We start from the raw sequence: 18,633 nt of genomic DNA on the forward strand, positions 1-18,633 counted from the left end.
TAAATATTAACATAAAACTTTTTCATTGTTCCTTAATTTTTTTAACATTTATATCTTTTAAAATTGGTGATAATGTAATAGAAACACTATTAAGTATTATACGTAATTCATCCTCTGTTAAATCCATTTTATTTGTGAAAGTTGATAAAAACTGTTCCTGATTGGGTTGACCAAAACTTAACCTATAAATTGCTAAAACTTTCAAGAAGTATTCATACTTATCATTATCTTTGCTAAAGTAATGGAGTGGTGTATACCTATTAATCTTATATTTATTTGCGCTATTTATATGCCACATAGGTTCTAAATCGCATAACTTACTGCCAAGAGTAATCTTTTTAACTTCTTCCAAAACATCATTCCAATTATCAAAAGATTTGTTACCAATCAATTCTTTAAAATTAAGTCTTATTGCATGGGATAAATATCTATTAACCCGTCCTTCTCGCTGTTCTATATCTATTGGGTTATTAGGTAGATTCCAATGATATATATTTCTACAATAGTGATGAAAATCCAATCCTTCTTGACCTACCGACGTTGTTGTAAGAACAAATGGACGAAAAGGTGAGTTAAAAACATCTCTTATGGATATCATTCTATCCCGCCCCTTATCTGTTTCAATTTTTTGTGTTCCATATTCCATCGCAAAGTGGCATCTTACTTTAACCTTTTCTTCTTTATCAAAGTCAACTTCTACAGTATTTGACCTTATTGTTAATGATGTGATAAATTGCTCACATATCTCATCAATAATTTTATCATCTTCAATAGAACCACTATTACTTTTTAAAAGAAATAAATACTCATCAATCATTGCCTGTATATTATTCTCTGTGCAATAATATAAGCACTTCTTCCAATATGGTTCATTCTTTTCTTTGAATAACCTATCAATTACTAAAATAGATTCAGATTTATTGAATAGTGTAAAAAATCCTAAAGCAATCTTAGTTGCATAATCTTGTAAAACATACAAATCAAATTCAGGGAATAACTTAATAAGGGTTCTATAAACACATACAGCTGGTGAACCTAATGAAATTAAAGATAAAGTATCATAAATATCAGAAGGTGCATCAGTATTAAAATTATTAGTTTCTGATATATTGCTCTTAAGATGCTCTAAGAACTGCCTTTTACCTTTTTGCTTAGTAGATTCAATATCTTCAACTTCTTCATCAGAGATACTATCTAACCAGGCACCTTCTAACCATTGTTCAATACTAAAACTATGTTCTTCACATGAATCTAATTGAAAGAGAGAATCCCAATACCAATGCTTAGAGAGATTAGAGTATGATTTATTATTTAAGGGGAGCTCTTTTTTTATTTCATTCTTAATTTTACAAATGAAGTCTTTTAATTTTACATTTCTAATATCATTAAAATTGAGAAGATAGACCAAATATTTACATGGATATAATAAAGTAGCATTACTAAATGAGTTAATACTATCATCAGAATTATTTTTAACAGTCCTAAAAACTAATCTTGGACCAGGTTGCTTTTTATTATTCTCTTTTTTAAAATATTTATAATTACTATTGGTAGGAATAAATTTATGTTCAGCTTCATAAGACAATAAAGCAGAAATTGCTCTTGGTACCATTTTCCATGAAGAAAAAATTAGAGACTTACTATAACATTTAGTGTTTCTATTGATATAGTCTGTTTCATAATATGGTATTGAAGCTGGAATCCATAAAAGGTTATCACTATCTTCACTAAAAACATTATCACTTAAAAGATCGAATTTACTATTTTGTCCTGCAAATGAATAAGTATAGTTATTCCATTTTTTGTATCCTAAATAGAATGAATCGAGACCTCTTTTTGTATCTTTCAACTTGTAACCATGTAAGAAAGAAAAAGGAAATGGTACTGATTTACAAAACTCAATTAATTGATGAGAAAATTTACTAGTTTTATGTTCTTTATTTAACCATTTTGAAATTTCTATACTATTAAAAACTTCGTTATTAGTAGGAATCAACTTTTTACTACTATCTTCATTAATAAGAGGTGTATTTACCACTATAGATCTTTCTGTTCTAGTTAAACATTTTAAATATTCACCAATTAATAAGTTACGTACATTTTGAAAATCATCATTTTCTAATAAAGGATTCAAATCATCTCTATTTTTACTTAGATATTCAAAATACTTATTCCTTAATTCAACTATTCTATAACCAATCTCTTTTTCTGAATTTTCTAATATAAAATCTAGAACTTTCTGAAAAGCTTCAAAATGATCATCTCCATTTTCTTTATCCAGTTGAGTACTAAAACTTTTAAATGGTGTAGCAGAAAGTAGTAAAATCTTTTTATCTGAACTGAAAACCTTCATTGCTGTCTGCTGAATCTCAGATATTCTAGAATTATCACCATCTTTACTGGTTATTAATTCATTAAACTTCTGAAACTCATCTAATATAAATATATCAGCATTTAGACATTCCTCAATAGCCACATCAGTTACTACCTTTCTTAATTCAACAACATAATTTCTAGATAAACTATTATCATATTCATCTAGAAATTTTAAAATGGTTCTCATAAGTTTTGAATCAATGATTTTTTGTAAAATAATGTTTTTTAACCCTGGTTTTAAATGTATTTCAGTTTTTAAATGAATTTTCCAGTTTTTCTTATCACAATCACCTTGGAGTAATTTACAAAGATTTATCATTCTACTATTTGAATGTTTTATACAGCTGTATGTTGATAAAATCTTATATAACAGAACTCTCTCATTAGCAATACCAAATGATTTAGTCATTCTAAGAGAAGTATTAGGCGTCAATGTACTTATTTGTAGACCGCTAACCTTCTCTTGTTTACAAACCATTAACATCAGACGGTTATACATGTTGGAAGTTTTGGAATTAGTAAAATCTAATTTCTTAATATTTTGCTGGGCTAAAACCTGATTAGAACAAATATATACAACATGTAAATTACCATCAGCTTTTTTTTCATAAAGTTGTTGTAGGATACCCCTTGCAACTACAGTTTTACCTAGACCAACCTCATCGGCAATTAGATACCTTTTACTTCTTTCTAAATGGATAAGGGCTTCTTTAACCGTTGAATTCTGGAAATCTGTTAAAGTCATTTTATTCCTTTTATATATTTTTTAAATGGTTTCCAAAATTGTTCAATTATTTTAAGTTCGTCTTCTGGAATATTATTATTCGACTCTAAAATAGAAATAACATGATCTATTTTCTGTAATTTCTTAGGTTCTTTGGCAGCAACTAATATCAAACTTTCATAAAGTGGAATATTAAACTCAACACCATTCTTAGAACCGAATCCTTCTGATGTTTCAACAAAAATTGGTAAGTCATTTGAAGATTCAGGATCACACTGAAGTAACCATGTTATATAGTTTATTAATTTATTTGTACTGTTAAATATTTCTGAAACTATTCGATTTTCCATTTTAGAGAAATAATCTGAATAATTTTTATATTCAACCTTTACAAGATATCTATATTTATTATAATCTTTATTTTTAATTGATATAATTATGAAGGATGTTAGAGAATCAAGCTCTAAGTTATCAAACAACACTTGTTTATCTAAAATCTTCTTTACAGACTTATTAGTAACCAAAGCAACTTCTACACACCAATTAGAGTATTTATCAGGAATTGATAAATTACTAGTAAATTCAATAGTATAAGAATCACTTTCCTTATCTTTTGTTATTATACCGGATAAAGGAGATACTTCTAGTAACCTACGAATCTGATCTGCCTGCTTAATATTCTCACTATCATCTTTAATGATTTCATCACTTCTAATATACGGTGAAAATAGTTTTATTTCTTCTTCTTTATCCTTATAATCATTAATTTTATAAACTGTATTGTCTATTAGTGTTTCTAGTATGTTTTCAATTTTAATTTTGTCTCTATGAGCAACCATTTCTATTGCTGCTTCCTGATTTTGACTAAAAGCAGAATTAGTACAGTTATTTGATCCGAGAATAATGTGAGTATGACTTCCTTTTTCCCACAGGTAACACTTTGCATGTAAATCCATTTTTATAAGATTGTTTATATCATTATTTGTAATTTCATCTAGCAATGATAGACCATCAATAATTTCATCTTTCAATGTATAACATTTAAATTTATCTAGAGTATTTGTATTTATTTTATTTAATGCGTCATCTTTTGAAAGTAAGTAAATAACACCATCTGAACAGTTTTTTATTTCTGTTAGTTTTTCTTCAGATAAGAAAGGAGATATTATTACAGTATTTTGCATTTTATTTGGAAAAGAGAAGTTATCATTAGGAAAGCCATGAAACAATACTTTTGATATATCATCAGGATTTTTAAATTGAACTTGTTCTAGCTCTTTAACTATATTACTTATAAATTTTTTATCTTTACTATCATGTGTGAAAGAGTTTAAAAAAGTTATTAAAGATTCATTATAATTTCCTGTTTTAATCTTACCATCTGCATGATAAGTTACATCCCAATTATTAGTATCTGTGATATTTTTACTCATGACAATAAGTCTATATATTTTTTCATTTGAGTTCTTACAATTAAATTTTATTAACCAGACCTTTGGATGAAAGCTACCTTTTTTATTACGAACGGACTTAATACAAGGCTCTAAAAGTGTAAAAACTGGGCTAAAAGTTTCTGGAACTTTTATTCTTCCATAATGTCCATAAATACGTAATTTCTCCTTAGCCTCGCTTAAAGCTGTAATAACATCATAACGTTCACCTTTAATATCTTCTAATATTTCCTTACTTAAAAAGAGTGAAACTGCGCATGCTAAAACCATTGTAAGATCCATACTGAATGTTAAACCCAATGCTTGTTCAGTTTCATATCCTTCAGGGGGAGTTAAAATATCTGTATATGTTGTAATATTACTACTTCTTAGCATAGGTCCAACCCCTTATAGATATCTGTTAGAATATTTTTTACTTGGTTAAATCTATAATCTTGATATTTCATTCCATACCAAACTCTATTAAAAACTTCAGGAGGAAGTTTACTTTTCTTTAGTCTTGCTCTTCCTGTTTTACTTTTGAATTCTTGCTCTTCAATAAGTTTCTTTAAAATATCCATAGATTTACCACTTTTAATTGATGAAACCCAATCTTCTACAAACTTATTTGCCTTACTTTTAACTTCTTGTAAACTTTCTAAATGATTTATATGGTCATATTTAACATTCTTAATATCAAGTAACCACAACCTAAACTTTTCTGTATACTCTTCAAGTATCTGTGAATCTTCAATTTTTTCTTGTAGTAAAAGATTATATAATAGATGTGCTCCATACATATAATATGAGAAGTTGTATGCATTTATAACTCTTTTCTTAAGATTTTCATTAGAAATATCATCTATATATTCTTTATAAAATTCATAAAATGAGTCACAGCTTAAGAATTTCCTTCCTAACTCATAATCCACTAGTAAGTTAAGAAATAGACAATCTTTATTATCATCTACTAACTTCAATTTCATAGTTTCTATCAAGTATTTTGCTTCACTATCCGTTAAGTTAATATTTTTAGGGTCAAAACTAACTATTATCTTTTCTTCTAGTGATATTCCAGATTTATCTGTAGATGAATCTGGTACATCTTCTTCAGAATAATGGTCTGGATTCACTTTATTACGATTTTGCTCAAAATAGTGTCTCAAGCTTCTATTATGTAAATTATTTCTAATAATTCCTAATACTTGCTGACCATTCCAATATATAGAAGAAGGTTTTCTTTGAAGTGATTTAGCATTATCTAGAGTAATTCCGAAAATACCGTTTTCATCCTTTCCTCTATAAGTTGATGCCATACATTCAAGATATTCAGATTCCTTCTCTTGAAAATATTTAACTAAAGTAATATTAGGTTTATCTTTTCTATACCTTGCTACAATAATAGGAGTAAATAAAAAATACTTAGCTCTAGTTTGGATTGTTGATAGACCAGGAAATAGAGAGTCAGATATAACATCCCTACTAACACCAATTCCTAGTTCATCGACTACCCCTTTACCTTTTAAAACACTTATAATAGCTAAACTTCTATCTCTATCTTTACTTGAAAAGTTTATCCAACCCCAACCTGATTCCATATTTTTTATTTCCTATTTATAGATTTAACTTAAAAAGTATCAAAATAGCTTATTTTATTAGCAATTTTAACATTTTATCTATATAAGAGTTTTTGTCGTCTGTCATAAATAGAACATGATTGTCTTCAAGTTTTTTCTGATCAACACCCCAACGTAGTTGTGGGAATTGGGTCCATGAAATGATAAAACTATTAAGAATAATATCCGGTTTATTGAAACGTAATTCCAGGTCTTTTATCTTTTTATGGAATTGGATTTTTGGATCTCCAAGGCCACTTCCTGTTAAAATACCATGTGGTTCTATAAATGTTATATATTGCTTATCACCTACTATCATCCAAAGGATAAAATCGGGATAAAAGCCACCAGCCTCAAAGAAGCCAACACCTTTTCCACGGCTTAAATTACGTAATAAAAAGAGTTCAACTCCATCATTAGTTAGTTCTTTTTCATTAACTTCAGACCACTCTTTAAGGTCAGTTACAAACTGGAACTCACTTTCATTTAGTGAAACTGGCAATATTGTAATCTTACCCCCTTTTCGTACATGGAATAGGGGTTGGAAAAGATGCATTCCAAATCTACAAGCTTGTAAATCTCTTGCTTTTAATAGTGAATCTTTATTCTCTTCAAGATCTTTTTGCATTTTTTCTATTCCGAGAATAACTTGATCTTCATTTCCGTCTACAATTAGCTGATAATACTCTTCCTGGGGAATATTATCATCATCGGGACTAAGTTCTCGAAGTTCTAGACGTGGCTCTATAAAAGCTCGTTTACAATAATTATAATAATGATCTGCAAATCTTTTAAGTAGTTCAGTACATACTTGTTGTAAAAGTAATACTCCCTCAAAATTTACTGGATTTAATCTAGCTGTGGGTAGGAATAATGTGTACCAGTTTTTATTTAACAATAGTTGTTTTATTGCTGCTTTACTTATATTTAAATTGTACCAACTTCTTTCTCTTTTAAATCGCTCAAGCTCAAAGTAAATTGAATCAATATTTATTAAGGTTAGATGTTTTTCATCAATTTTCACTTCATCTTTGATTGACGAATCAGCTGTTTTATTCGATTGGATACTTTGAATTCTTGGATACCAATCTGAAATAATAGGATGAATCTTTAAATAGTCATCTAATGTTCCTAATGTTGGAACAGGTGCATCCTTTTTAAAATCATATTCGTTTCCATCGTCTGTTTTTCTTTTTGGTCTAATAATTTGTAATTTTTTACCAAAATCGTATGTTACATTTAAAGGAATATTAAAAACCCGGCGTTTTTCGTTTCCTGGTAGACCTTCATCTATGAGAAATTGGCGAAATTTTTCCATAAAATCTGCTTCTATTCCAAAAACATTTAGAGTTTCCAGTTCAGAGATGTGTAATGGTATTGTTGGTGCATTAGCATGACCACTACGTTTTAAACTCCAGTCGTAACCTTTTAGACGAACACCACGTCCAAATAGCTGGATTATTTGTGCTCCTTCACTTTTACCTACATGCATTAGTCCTAAAGTACTTACTCGCCAACAGTCCCAACCTTCTACAAATTTCTTTGAACCTATTAATAAATTAACAGGAGATGTAGAATCTTTTACAGTTTCAAATGTAGCCTCTGAGAAGTCGCTATCATGAACAGTAAGGGATAGGCCATTTTGTCTTGAAACTGTTTCTATATGGTCTATAAGAGCTTTAGCATCACCAACATTAATTAATCCAAATGGTGTCTCTGAAGTTCCAACTCGTAGTTCTATCTCACCGGATTCACCTTTAACCCTATAAAGAGCTAAATGGCCCCCTGAATTTGAATTAAAAAGTTTGGTTAAAATTCCATGGTAAAGATCTTCATAAGTTTTGCCACTTTGGTTTTTAGCCAACCAGTTAAAACTGCCTTCAAAGATATCAACTCCATTAGTATCCAATAACCCTGTATCCTGTCCACTTCCTGTTAAAATTTCTTCCATACGTCTTAATGCATTTGTTTTATTTGATAAAAAATCTGCAAAAAAAGTTATAATTTGAGCGACATCTGTAGCAACAATCTCGTCATCTTTACCTAATTTTCCACTGGATACTGTACTTCCAACAAATACCCATAAGGGTTTTTCTATATTAAATGATACAAATAATTTTGATTTTTCATGATATATATCTAATTGCTGATAAAATTTTAAAAGACATGCTGTAAGGTAAATTGATTTTGTCTCATCAAAGGATTTTGGTAAGTTTAAAATTTGATAATCTTTTCCAAATCCATCTTCATAAAACCATCTATAGGAATAATCGAAGATAACTGTTTTGGCATAGTCATCTTCATGGCTTGTTCCAGAAACTGCCTGATCAAAGGTGGCTGAATATTCGAAGGTAAATCCCTTTTCACATAGTGATTCCCTATTTCTAAACCAAGTATTATCTACACTTCCACCTGATAGTCCTCTATGGCCTTCATCTACTAAAAGTAGGTTTTGATCCCCTAAACTTCTAGTTGCTATAGTATTAGGGCCTTCTTTATCTGCTAATTTTGTTATTTCAATAACATCTACTCGCATTGTACCGTTAGCATTTGTAAATAGATTATGACCCTCTTTTGAAAAGTGTGAAGCATCTATATTACTTTCTGAAAACTCAACTATATGCTGTTCACTTAATCTTTCATTTGGAGATATTAAAATAGCACGGGAAAGTTCTCGTCCTTTTCCATAATGCTTAGAAAAATGCCTATATTGTAGTACATTTACATGCATTAACAGTGTTTTTCCAGATCCTGTTGCGTTCTGTAATGATAATTTATTTAAATCATCGTAGGTAAAATATGAAATATTACTATAATCCAGCCATTTACTATTAAACTGATCGACATAGGTGTTTAGGGATTTTAATAAGAAATCCCTGTCTCCAAAGTATTTATCTAAATATATTTCTACAAAGAGTAATGATAGCCACTGGTAATATTTCCAGACAATTTTTCTATTTCTTCTCTCATTAATGGCCATAGTATGCCTTACGATGTTCTCTTCATATACTAATAACTGAGCTCTGGTTATTGGGTTTACTTCATCGAAAAAGAGTTCACTTTCTGTAAGTACATGGAAAAAATGATGTAGATTATCATGATCCAAACCTTCCATTTTAGAACCTTTTAACGATGTAGCCAGTTTATGAAATGGACGTGTTTTATCTTCTGATAGAGGATTTATGCCAAATTGAGTAAGTAACCACTGGTTTAATATTAGTTTATCCCTAAATTTATGTTGCTTAGGTCCTTTTGCTTTACTTTTTGCCATTATTTATGTTCCTTTTTACTGGAGGATTCTATCTTTTTCATCTCTCTATCTAGATCGCTCTCGAATAGTCTATCTTGAACTATTCTATATTTCTCAAATTCACTATGTGCAAACTCTTTTGCTATTTGTGCTGATATGGTTCCTGCATCCTGGAGTATTTCTCTATCATCAAACTCTAGGAACTGATCCAGTCTTTTTGACCAATCTTCCATGGTCATGGTAATTTTTCTAAGAGCTCTACCTTCTGCAAGCTCAAGGTATGCATTAACAATTCTACTAAGTCCATCTATCTCTTGTTTAGTTAGATAATTTTTGGCAACAGATACATCTGTTTTTACAATCTTTCCATCTGGGGAGTTTTTCCATGAAGTAAGCCCCATATTAGATTTGTCACTATCTGCCCTTTCTTTTATTAATTCTGAAGCAGTATGTCCATGTATAGCAAAATGTAGTTTGTTTTGAACCTTAGAGAAAAATTCTTTGGTTAGTGGTGCATTTTTATTGTAATCTACACTTGTTGCATAAATATCAGCAATTTTTTGGTAAAACCTTCTTTCTGAAAGTCTTATCTCTCTAATTTCTGCTAAAAGATGTTCAAAATAATCTTCACCAAGGAAAGAACCATTTTCCATTCGCTCTTTATCTATAACAAAACCTTTAATTGCAAACTCTCTTAGTATCTGGGTAGCCCACTGTCTAAACTGTGTTGCACGGACAGAATTCACCCTATATCCAACAGATATAATTGCATCGAGATTATAATGTTTTGTGTTATAATTTTTTCCATCAGAGGCAGTTATCCGGAAATCCCGGATAACTGAATCGATGTTTAATTCCTCTGATTTAAATATGTTTTTAAGGTGCTCGTTAATAGTTCTAACATCTACATTAAATAGTTGTGCCATTAGTTTTTGAGTTAACCAAATAGTATTATCTTCATACCTAGATTCGATACTCTTTTCACCTGATTGTGCAGTAAATATTAGAAATTCAGCTGTAGAGTTACGAATTAATTTCTGTTTAGAATCATCACTTTCTGGCATTAGGAGTTATCCCCTGTATCCCACATTTTTTTATGAAACTCTTCTTCTATTAACCGAACTTTCCAGTTCTCATCATCCTGTTTTAAATTAGGTAGATTATTAGAACCGTTAATATATATAGTATCAAATTCAAAATCTGTAGTAGATAGTCTATATTTCTTAAACCATTCATCTAACATTAAATTATCTTCTTCTAAATTACCTGTAAGGTTTCTCCAAACTATTAATACCTTCTCTTTTAGTCCATTATTAGGACTATTAGAGTTAGCAGGAACCCAACCTTCTATTTTTCTAAATAACCACTTACCTGTTTCAGATAGAGTAATTTTCCCATCTAATACAAGTTTTGTATGTTGATCTTCAGGTAGTTCAGGATCTGGATTTCGAATAAAACTAGCACTAAATGATTGTGTTCGTGCCATATTCTCCAAACGTAGCCCAATTAAATAGTTAAATGTCTCAATTATATCTATATTTTTTGTTACTTGTTCATCACTCCCTGGCTTTTTAACTTTAAGAGAATATCCAAATGGATTAGAAAAATTATCAATATTTAATAATGACTGACTTCCCCTAGTCTCTACATCTAACATATAACGAAGCATATAATCTTCCCGTAAAGAGTTATTCTTCTCCATTAATCTATTACGATTAGTATCTTCATCAAAGGATAGATTATTAAGTGTATCTTCATAGGATTCTAAACGTAGATATTTAAAACACTGTGATATTCCACTATCCCGAGAAACTGGTTTACCATCTTTCCAATCTGTAGAGTAAATAACCTTAACTATTCGTGGTTTAGTGACTGTATCAAAATAGTCACCCATCTCAACAAGGATAAACTTACGGTTACCACCATCTTCACGATTAAGATTGATAACAGCATGACCTGTAGTTCCTGAACCAGCGAAGTAGTCTAAATATAGGGAAGAATCTCCTATTTTTAATAAATAGCCAATTAAATCCTTTGGTTTAGGATAACTAAAATATATTTTCATGTGTTCTAGTTCATATTTCATCTTTTCTGTTGTAGTAAAATTTCTTAATACAGAAACAATATTTCTTGAAGCTTCTTTTTCCTTTATATAATAAACCGTACCTTTTTCTGATAAATAAAATGCTATAACTCCATCCTCGTCATAGTAAGAAACACAATCATTTTCTATAAACTTCTGAAGTTTATTTAAATTTGCCCAGCCAGCTGAAACCTTTAAAGGAGCTAATAATTTACCACCAGAGAAATAAGCATCATTGAATTTTATAGGAAAATTTACATTATATTTTTTGTTTAAATTACGTGGATAATATGACAAACTTCCTAATTCATCAAAATACCCAACAGATGGAACATCTTTATTAATAATACCTTCATTACCTTTAACAGGAAAACCAATAGGTAAAGTTACCTCTGAATAAGGATTTGCAACACCATTTTTTGTGATAGAATTTTCTGCTATATTCTTCCAAAGATTACTTTCTTTCCTTGTGTTCGGGTCTATAACATTCCCATATGTAGATTTAGGTGTTTTCTGGGCCAGAGTAATGTATTCATGGTTAACTTTAACTTCAAACTGATTATCTGTACGGCCATCAGTATTCCAAATAAGATTTGTTTTGAAATAAAATGTGTTTTGAAATAAAAGATTTTTTAGGTGATCATTTTCATTATCATCGTTGCTAATAAACAATAAAGAATCCGTAGACAATATTGTCTTAACCTTTGATAAAGAAGAATTCATTAGTGAACTCCAGGTAGAACTTCTATACCCATCTTTATATATAAAACCATCTTTCCCTGTATTATACGGAGGATCAATATAAACACACTTAACCTGTTCTCTATATCTGTCTTGTAATAAATTTAATGCCTGAAAGTTTTCTGAATGTATTAATAACCCATCACATTGTTCATCAAAATCATTTATAGATTCAATAAGTTTTGCTTTGAAATCTTCTGAGAAGAAGGCTGTATCTAAGACTAACTTATCATTAGTTTTTAGGAAATCTATAGTTAATGGATTTGTATATGATGGAGTTGTATTAGTTAATAGATCACCATTTGTACCTTGTATATCATCTATAGCAAATAGTTTTATCCACTCTTCTCTTTGTTCGTTGTTATCTGCTATTTCCTGATATAACTCTTTAGGAACTCTATCAAGGGTTATACAGTAGTTTGTTTCTGTTACAAACTTCTTTTTAAGCCACAGTTTTTTCTGGAAGTCCTCTAGTTGAGCAAGGAACTCTATAAGTTTTGTTGATATTTTTCTAATTACTTTTATTTTTGCTAAGTAACTCTCTACAGTTGGTGCTTCTGCATTTTCTATGTCATCAAGATTCATAACTTCATTTTTAATATAAAAATCTAACTCTCTTTTAAGGAAGCCACTTAAATCTTTATGTATAAAATAATCGCAGGTATTTCTTGCCGTATATTGGTTTATATATTTTACAAGTATAGGACGATTAGGGGATTTATCTGTTGGTGCTTTTAATGAAAGTAAGTCTTTGTATTGTTTCGATCCTTCTAGGTTTTCAAGGGTATCTAAGACTATTTTACCAATATTTAGATTAGGTAAATCGCCTTTATTAATACCTTTACCATAAATTTCTTTTAATTCTTTTTCAGTTTTTGCATCAACATCGTTCTTTCCACCTGGGAGAGTTTTATATTCAAAGTTTATTACAAGTTCTTGTTTCTCATTAAATTCTACAGGACTTCCATCGTATAAAACAAAGAATCTTTTTTTATCTTCAGTTGCTTTAACATTACCATGTTCACCCTCTGCGGCATCTACAATTCTAAAGTGAACCTTTAGGGATTCAGGAATAGAGAGAGAACTTCTCTCTAATTCACTCATTTTTTTAATATCTGCAGATTGAGTTATATCAAAAGTAAAGTTAGAGAAATATTCTGCTGTTTTAATATAATACTGGTCAGCATTTGCCCAGTGAAGTTTAACTTCCTCTCCATTATAAGGAATAGAAAATGGTGCAGCTTTTCCGCTGTTCTCTTTACTATAATAACGTCTTGAGATAAAGTCACCCTCATCGTAATAACGTTCAAAAAAACGATATAAATGATCGTAAACATCGGCTTCTGCACCAGCAGAACTTAAAATAGCATCATATTTTTTTCTAGCCTCTTTTACCCCATCTGTTAATTCTGGGTCTGGAGCACCATATTTTATTGCTTGCTCAATTGCTTTATGAATCTCATCGGAGACTTCTGTTTTTCTATTTTCATCAACCTGCCCAAATGCATCCTCAATAATTTGAAGTAAATCCTTATCTATAAAAGTAGATATTTGTTCTGCTTTTGCATGCATTATTCTATAAAAACCAAAATCTAGGTCAGGTTGATCTAATTGAAATAGTTCTGTTAGCTTATTTAAAAGTTTTTTCTTGTATTTTTCTGTAGTAACCATGTTATATCTCCTAAATTAAACAACAACCCAACGGATTGTAAATAAATCGTCTATTTTTGTTTTTTGTACCATTCTTTTTGTCAATTGAAGAACTAAAGAGTCTCGCTTTTCTGATATTTCATCTTCAACTTCAAATATCTTTTGCTGTTGAGTTCTACGTATTTTTTCAAGGGATTTTAACTCATTTTGTAATTCTGCCTGATCCTGTATGTTCTCAGCTAATCTCACATTTCTTCTTATCTCAGCTATTTGCCGTTTAGTATCATCCATCTCTTTAGACGCTGCTTTTTCCATGTCTTCTGCCCATTTATCCAACTGGATACAAGCTTCTGACAAGTGCTTATTATTTTCTTCAAGATTTTTAGCAATTGTAGATTGAATATGACATTCACTATCCTGCTTTAATCTTTTAATAATATCATCTGGAATTGTTATATCATCTTTTTCGTAACCTATACAATTGAAAATCTTTTCACAAGTCTCCTGGGATAAGTTTTTACCAAAATTATCAAATCCGCTAAAAAGCAGATATTCTTCAACTTCGAAGGATAAAACTTCTAATTTTTGCAATATTAACCAACCAGATTTACCCTTTAAATTTTCAACAAGACTAATTTTAGTGGGATTATTTGTTATGTCAAAATAGACAACCTTAGAATCTCCACTGTATTTAGATGCAATAGAGAGTACATTTTCACCAAGAGGGTGACTTAATCTGTAAAGAAATTCGTTATTTTGTATATCCCTATTTTTTGTAACAAGATTATATGTTCCAACTCTAATATTATTTTTTTGTGGTTCATGTAAATTAAAGCTATAATTTATATCATTAAAGTCTGCTTCTTTATTTAAAACATATTTTGTAACATCCCAGAATAGTTTTCCTATTTTATCTAGTTTATCTTTAGCTCCTGCAAGGTTTACTTTTAAACGTTCATGGACATCTTCATCGAAGTTTTCAAGGAGAGTCTTCCTTGTATCTGTCATTCTAGCCTGTATTGTTTGATCTAATTCATCTTGTAATTTTTTAAAGGCCGATTTAATCTCTTTTTCACTTCTGCATTCCTGATAAATTTCCAACACTCTTCTTTCAAAGTCAACACCGGATTCTATACTTCCTAAAACATCATCAGATGCGCCAAAAACTCCACTAAATAGATTGAACTTTTGATCTAGTAGTTCGTAAACTCTTATATCAGCTTGGTTTTTCTCATTTAAAAAATTAATTACTACAACATCAAATTTCTGCCCATAACGGTGACAACGACCAATTCTCTGCTCAATTCGTTGGGGATTCCATGGTAAATCATAATTTACAAGTAAGGAACAAAATTGCATATTTAAGCCTTCAGCTCCTGCTTCAGTTGCAATAAGAATCTTTGCATCATTTTTAAAAAAATCAAGAATTGCAGCACGCATATCTATTTGCCTTGAACCTGTTATTCTCCCTGTATCTTTATTATCATTAACCCAATTAGCATAAATTGTTTTATTTAATTCACTTTTGTTAGTTCCATTAAATGTAACTACTTTATTGGCATAACCATTATTTTCAAGATATGTATATAACCAGTCCTGACTACGTCTTGATTCGGTAAAGATAACAGCTTTTTCAGCTGCACCCATTTCTAACATTTGTTCAAAACCAATATCTAAGGCTGTTAAAAGAGCTTTAGTTTTTGTATCTACCCCAATATCTTCAGCCCAGTGGATATAACTCTCTATTTCTTTTATCTCTTCTTTTAGTTTTTTTATCTCAATAATTTTCTTAGTATTTAAATCATCAGTTGGAGCAATATCTTGTTTTTCAGAATATTCATCATCATCTTCTAAGATTTCATCTAATAGATCAGAATCAATATCGTCTTCTGCAATTAGGATTTCTGTAAAGTTTGCACTTTCTTTGGTATTGTCGTAAAGTTTTACAAGCCTATCTTTTATTATATTTAGGGTTCCAATGAGAGCTATTGGAGATGATGAGAGTACTTTTCTAATAAGCATTATTAACAAGTGCTTTTGTCTAATTGGGAAAGCATAGGTATCGTCACGCATTAGATAATCTGAAATTTCAACATACAATTTATGTTCTTGTTCTGTTGGCTTAAATGGTCTGGTGATTAAATTTCTTTTTGTATAAGGGACATATTCAACAACTTGACTTCTTAGGGTTCTACTACAAAAACTTTGTAGACGGTCCCGTAGAGTGCTAAGATCCCCGCCATTATTTATAAACTGTGACCTGAATGAGGATAAATCTCCAAAAATATTTTCGTCAATAATAGTAGATAACCCATACAGCTCTAAAAGGGAGTTTTGTAAAGGTGTAGCTGTTAATAGTATTTTTTTTCTACCTAAAGTAGCAAGTTTTACTGCTTGCCCTATTCTATTGCTTTCACGGTATGCATTTCTTAATTTATGTGCTTCATCAATTACAACTAGATCCCAGGGTATTGAAGTTACTTCTATAGATTTGCTTGCTATAAAATTCATGGAACAAATAATAATTTTTTTTTCATGGAATGGATTTGGGTTTCCTCTCTTTTGGATATCTTTAAATGTTTTAGAATCCAATATTTGGGAAGGTAGATTAAATTTCTCTTCCATTTCCACAGCCCACTGTTTTCTTAAAGAGGCTGGGCAAATTACTATAATGCATCTTTTATTCTCGGACCAACTTTGACATAGGACTAAACCGGCTTCTATAGTTTTACCTAGCCCTACTTCATCTGCTAATAGTACACCTTTAGATAGTGGTGATCTTAGGGCAAACATTGCAGCTTCGATTTGGTGTGGATTTAAATCAACACAAGCATCAAAAAGTGCTTTACCTAGTCGGTCTACGCCGTTACCACCAACTCTATTCAGTTCATGGGCATAATATTTTACATGATATTTTGTTAGTTTGGAATCATTCATTTTTAATTATTACCCCTTGAACTATGTTTTTTAAATTTGTATTAGTAAAATCCTTACATTAAAATAGTAAGCTGCATGTTTTAATAGTTTACAATAATTATTAAATTCAGTGAACCATATTTTTTGGCTATGATTTAATACAAATTGTCTTTTTTAATCCTATTTACTAAAATCTAAATATGTTAGATAGTAACTCTTGTTATGTTGGTATAGACACATTGTTGTCCATTTTAAATATATTTTTATTTATTAATCCCTAGCTTAATACTTCCTCCAAATTTAAAGTACTTTCCTCTATTTCAAGAGTACCAACATCTTTAAGCTTTCTAATTATTGCATTTGTTCTAGTATTTTTAAGATGATCAATAGAATTTGCAGCTGAACTTATTTGCTTATGAACTTTTTCTAAGTGATCTTCGAATTTAACAAACTCTGTTTTTACCTCTTCTAAAACCTTCCAAACTTCGCTACTTTTCTTTTGTACTGCCAAAGTTCTGAAACCCATATTAAGGCTACTTAATAACGCAGAAAGTGTCGTAGGACCTGTTACAGAGATTTTATATTTTTTTTGTAACGTTTCTACAATACCTGGTTCCCTTAATACTTCTGCAAAAAGACCTTCTACTGGTAAAAACATAATTGCAAAATCTGTGGTGTGTGGAGGATCAAGATATTTAGTTGAAATATCTTTTGCAAAACTCTCAATAGATTTAATTAGATTTTTTCTTGAAAGTTCTATCCCTACAGTATCACCTTCATCATAAGCTGTTACAAGCCTTTCATAATTTTCAATTGGAAATTTAGAATCAATTGGTAACCACACCTCTTTTTCATCTGACTTCCCAGGTAATACTACCGCATACTCAACATTAGCCTGACTACCTTTTTTTGTAGCAACATTATGCGAATACTGCTGAGGTGATAAAATCTCTTCTAAAATATTCCCTAATTGATATTCACCTAGAATACCTCGCGTTTTAACATTAGATAAGACCTTCTTTAAATCTCCAACACCTGTTGCTATTGTTTGCATTTCTCCTAGACCTTTATGAACAAGTTCAAGTCTTTCGCTTACCTGCTTAAAAGATTCCCCTATTCTTTTTTCTAAAGTGGATTGAAGTTTCTCGTCTACTGTATTTCTCATTTCGTTAATCTGTTTAGTATTCTCTTCTCGCAAATGATTAAGATGTTTTTCAATTGATTCTTTTATCTCTTTTAATCTAATTTCAGAATCTTTATTCGCATCTGTGTTTTGTTTATTAAACTCTGTAAATCGAGTCTGTAATAGATCTTTAATTTCTTTAATATTTTCTGTAGTATTTTTGTTTAGATCTTGTTGGTTCATTGAAAACTTAGTGAAGTTCTTTTCTAAAAGTTCTCCTAAATCCTTAGTATTAGTTTTAAACTCTTCTTTAAAAGAGTTAATTGTTATTATCTGAGATTCTTTGAAGGAATTTAACGTAGTAGATTGTTCTTCTCTATTATTCTTAGCCTGTTCATTTATCTCTGTTCTATTAGTTTTAAAGTCTTCTTTAATATCTTTATTTGATTTTTCTAATAAAATATCAAATTTTAATATTTGATCTTCCAATTCTTTTAACTGGGGTTTAATGTCTATATTAACTTTTCGCTTTATAGTCAGAATTATATTAACTATAACTACAAGAATTAATACACCTAATAAAATATTTGTCATAACTACCACCTTTTTATATATATTTTAAAATAATTATCTAATCTTAAAGCGAAAGGTTGGTTCGCATTATAAGTGTTCTAACTCGATTTTCAATTTTTTGTGTAACTACTACATAACAGATGTATTGTAA

Annotated in this window: 8 protein-coding genes; all 8 read right to left on the reverse strand. The window is 30.0% G+C overall.

Features of this window, described 5'->3' with window-relative positions:
* Window positions 1-22 precede the first annotated feature (22 nt).
* The 8 genes from EW093_RS00775 to EW093_RS00810 all read right to left on the reverse strand — a co-directional run bounded on the left by EW093_RS00775 (window position 23) and on the right by EW093_RS00810 (window position 18,503).
* Window positions 23-3,121: a helicase C-terminal domain-containing protein gene (locus EW093_RS00775; RefSeq protein WP_149566558.1), complete on the reverse strand. Its 3,099-nt coding sequence runs from the start codon at window positions 3,119-3,121 to the stop codon at window positions 23-25.
* A complete protein-coding gene (locus EW093_RS00780) occupies window positions 3,118-4,926 on the reverse strand; it encodes a phospholipase D family protein (protein WP_149566559.1) in 1,809 nt (602 codons plus the stop codon). The genes EW093_RS00775 and EW093_RS00780 overlap by 4 nt, the downstream gene beginning before the upstream one ends.
* The gene (locus tag EW093_RS00785) at window positions 4,920-6,128 is read right to left on the reverse strand and encodes a DUF6361 family protein (protein ID WP_149566560.1); all 1,209 of its coding nucleotides are present in this window, start codon (window positions 6,126-6,128) and stop codon (window positions 4,920-4,922) included. The genes EW093_RS00780 and EW093_RS00785 overlap by 7 nt, the downstream gene beginning before the upstream one ends.
* Window positions 6,129-6,177: 49 nt before the next feature.
* On the reverse strand, window positions 6,178-9,417 hold the full coding sequence (locus tag EW093_RS00790; RefSeq protein ID WP_149566561.1) for a DEAD/DEAH box helicase family protein: 3,240 nt from the start codon (window positions 9,415-9,417) through the stop codon (window positions 6,178-6,180).
* Complete coding sequence (locus EW093_RS00795) at window positions 9,417-10,460, reverse strand: virulence RhuM family protein (RefSeq protein ID WP_149566562.1); 1,044 nt, start codon at window positions 10,458-10,460, stop codon at window positions 9,417-9,419. Before EW093_RS00795 ends, EW093_RS00790 begins: the two co-directional genes overlap by 1 nt.
* On the reverse strand, window positions 10,460-13,891 hold the full coding sequence (locus tag EW093_RS00800; protein WP_149566563.1) for a site-specific DNA-methyltransferase: 3,432 nt from the start codon (window positions 13,889-13,891) through the stop codon (window positions 10,460-10,462). The genes EW093_RS00795 and EW093_RS00800 overlap by 1 nt, the downstream gene beginning before the upstream one ends.
* Before the next feature lie 15 nt (window positions 13,892-13,906).
* Window positions 13,907-16,807: an SNF2-related protein gene (locus EW093_RS00805; RefSeq protein ID WP_149566564.1), complete on the reverse strand. Its 2,901-nt coding sequence runs from the start codon at window positions 16,805-16,807 to the stop codon at window positions 13,907-13,909.
* A gap of 256 nt (window positions 16,808-17,063) precedes the next feature.
* Window positions 17,064-18,503, reverse strand: coding sequence for a DNA recombination protein RmuC (locus EW093_RS00810; RefSeq protein ID WP_149566565.1), 1,440 nt, complete (start codon window positions 18,501-18,503; stop codon window positions 17,064-17,066).
* Window positions 18,504-18,633: the final 130 nt, after the last annotated feature.

Source organism: Thiospirochaeta perfilievii (genome assembly GCF_008329945.1).
Lineage (GTDB): Bacteria > Spirochaetota > Spirochaetia > DSM-2461 > DSM-2461 > Thiospirochaeta > Thiospirochaeta perfilievii.

What these genes read in the sequence shown, in the direction of transcription:
- EW093_RS00775 (WP_149566558.1), bottom strand. Translation starts at nt 3,121, where the DNA reads ATGACTTTAACAGATTTCCAGAATTCAACGGTTAAAGAAGCCCTTATC.
- EW093_RS00780 (WP_149566559.1), bottom strand. Translation starts at nt 4,926, where the DNA reads ATGCTAAGAAGTAGTAATATTACAACATATACAGATATTTTAACTCCC.
- EW093_RS00785 (WP_149566560.1), bottom strand. Translation starts at nt 6,128, where the DNA reads ATGGAATCAGGTTGGGGTTGGATAAACTTTTCAAGTAAAGATAGAGAT.
- EW093_RS00790 (WP_149566561.1), bottom strand. Translation starts at nt 9,417, where the DNA reads ATGGCAAAAAGTAAAGCAAAAGGACCTAAGCAACATAAATTTAGGGAT.
- EW093_RS00795 (WP_149566562.1), bottom strand. Translation starts at nt 10,460, where the DNA reads ATGCCAGAAAGTGATGATTCTAAACAGAAATTAATTCGTAACTCTACA.
- EW093_RS00800 (WP_149566563.1), bottom strand. Translation starts at nt 13,891, where the DNA reads ATGGTTACTACAGAAAAATACAAGAAAAAACTTTTAAATAAGCTAACA.
- EW093_RS00805 (WP_149566564.1), bottom strand. Translation starts at nt 16,807, where the DNA reads ATGAATGATTCCAAACTAACAAAATATCATGTAAAATATTATGCCCAT.
- EW093_RS00810 (WP_149566565.1), bottom strand. Translation starts at nt 18,503, where the DNA reads ATGACAAATATTTTATTAGGTGTATTAATTCTTGTAGTTATAGTTAAT.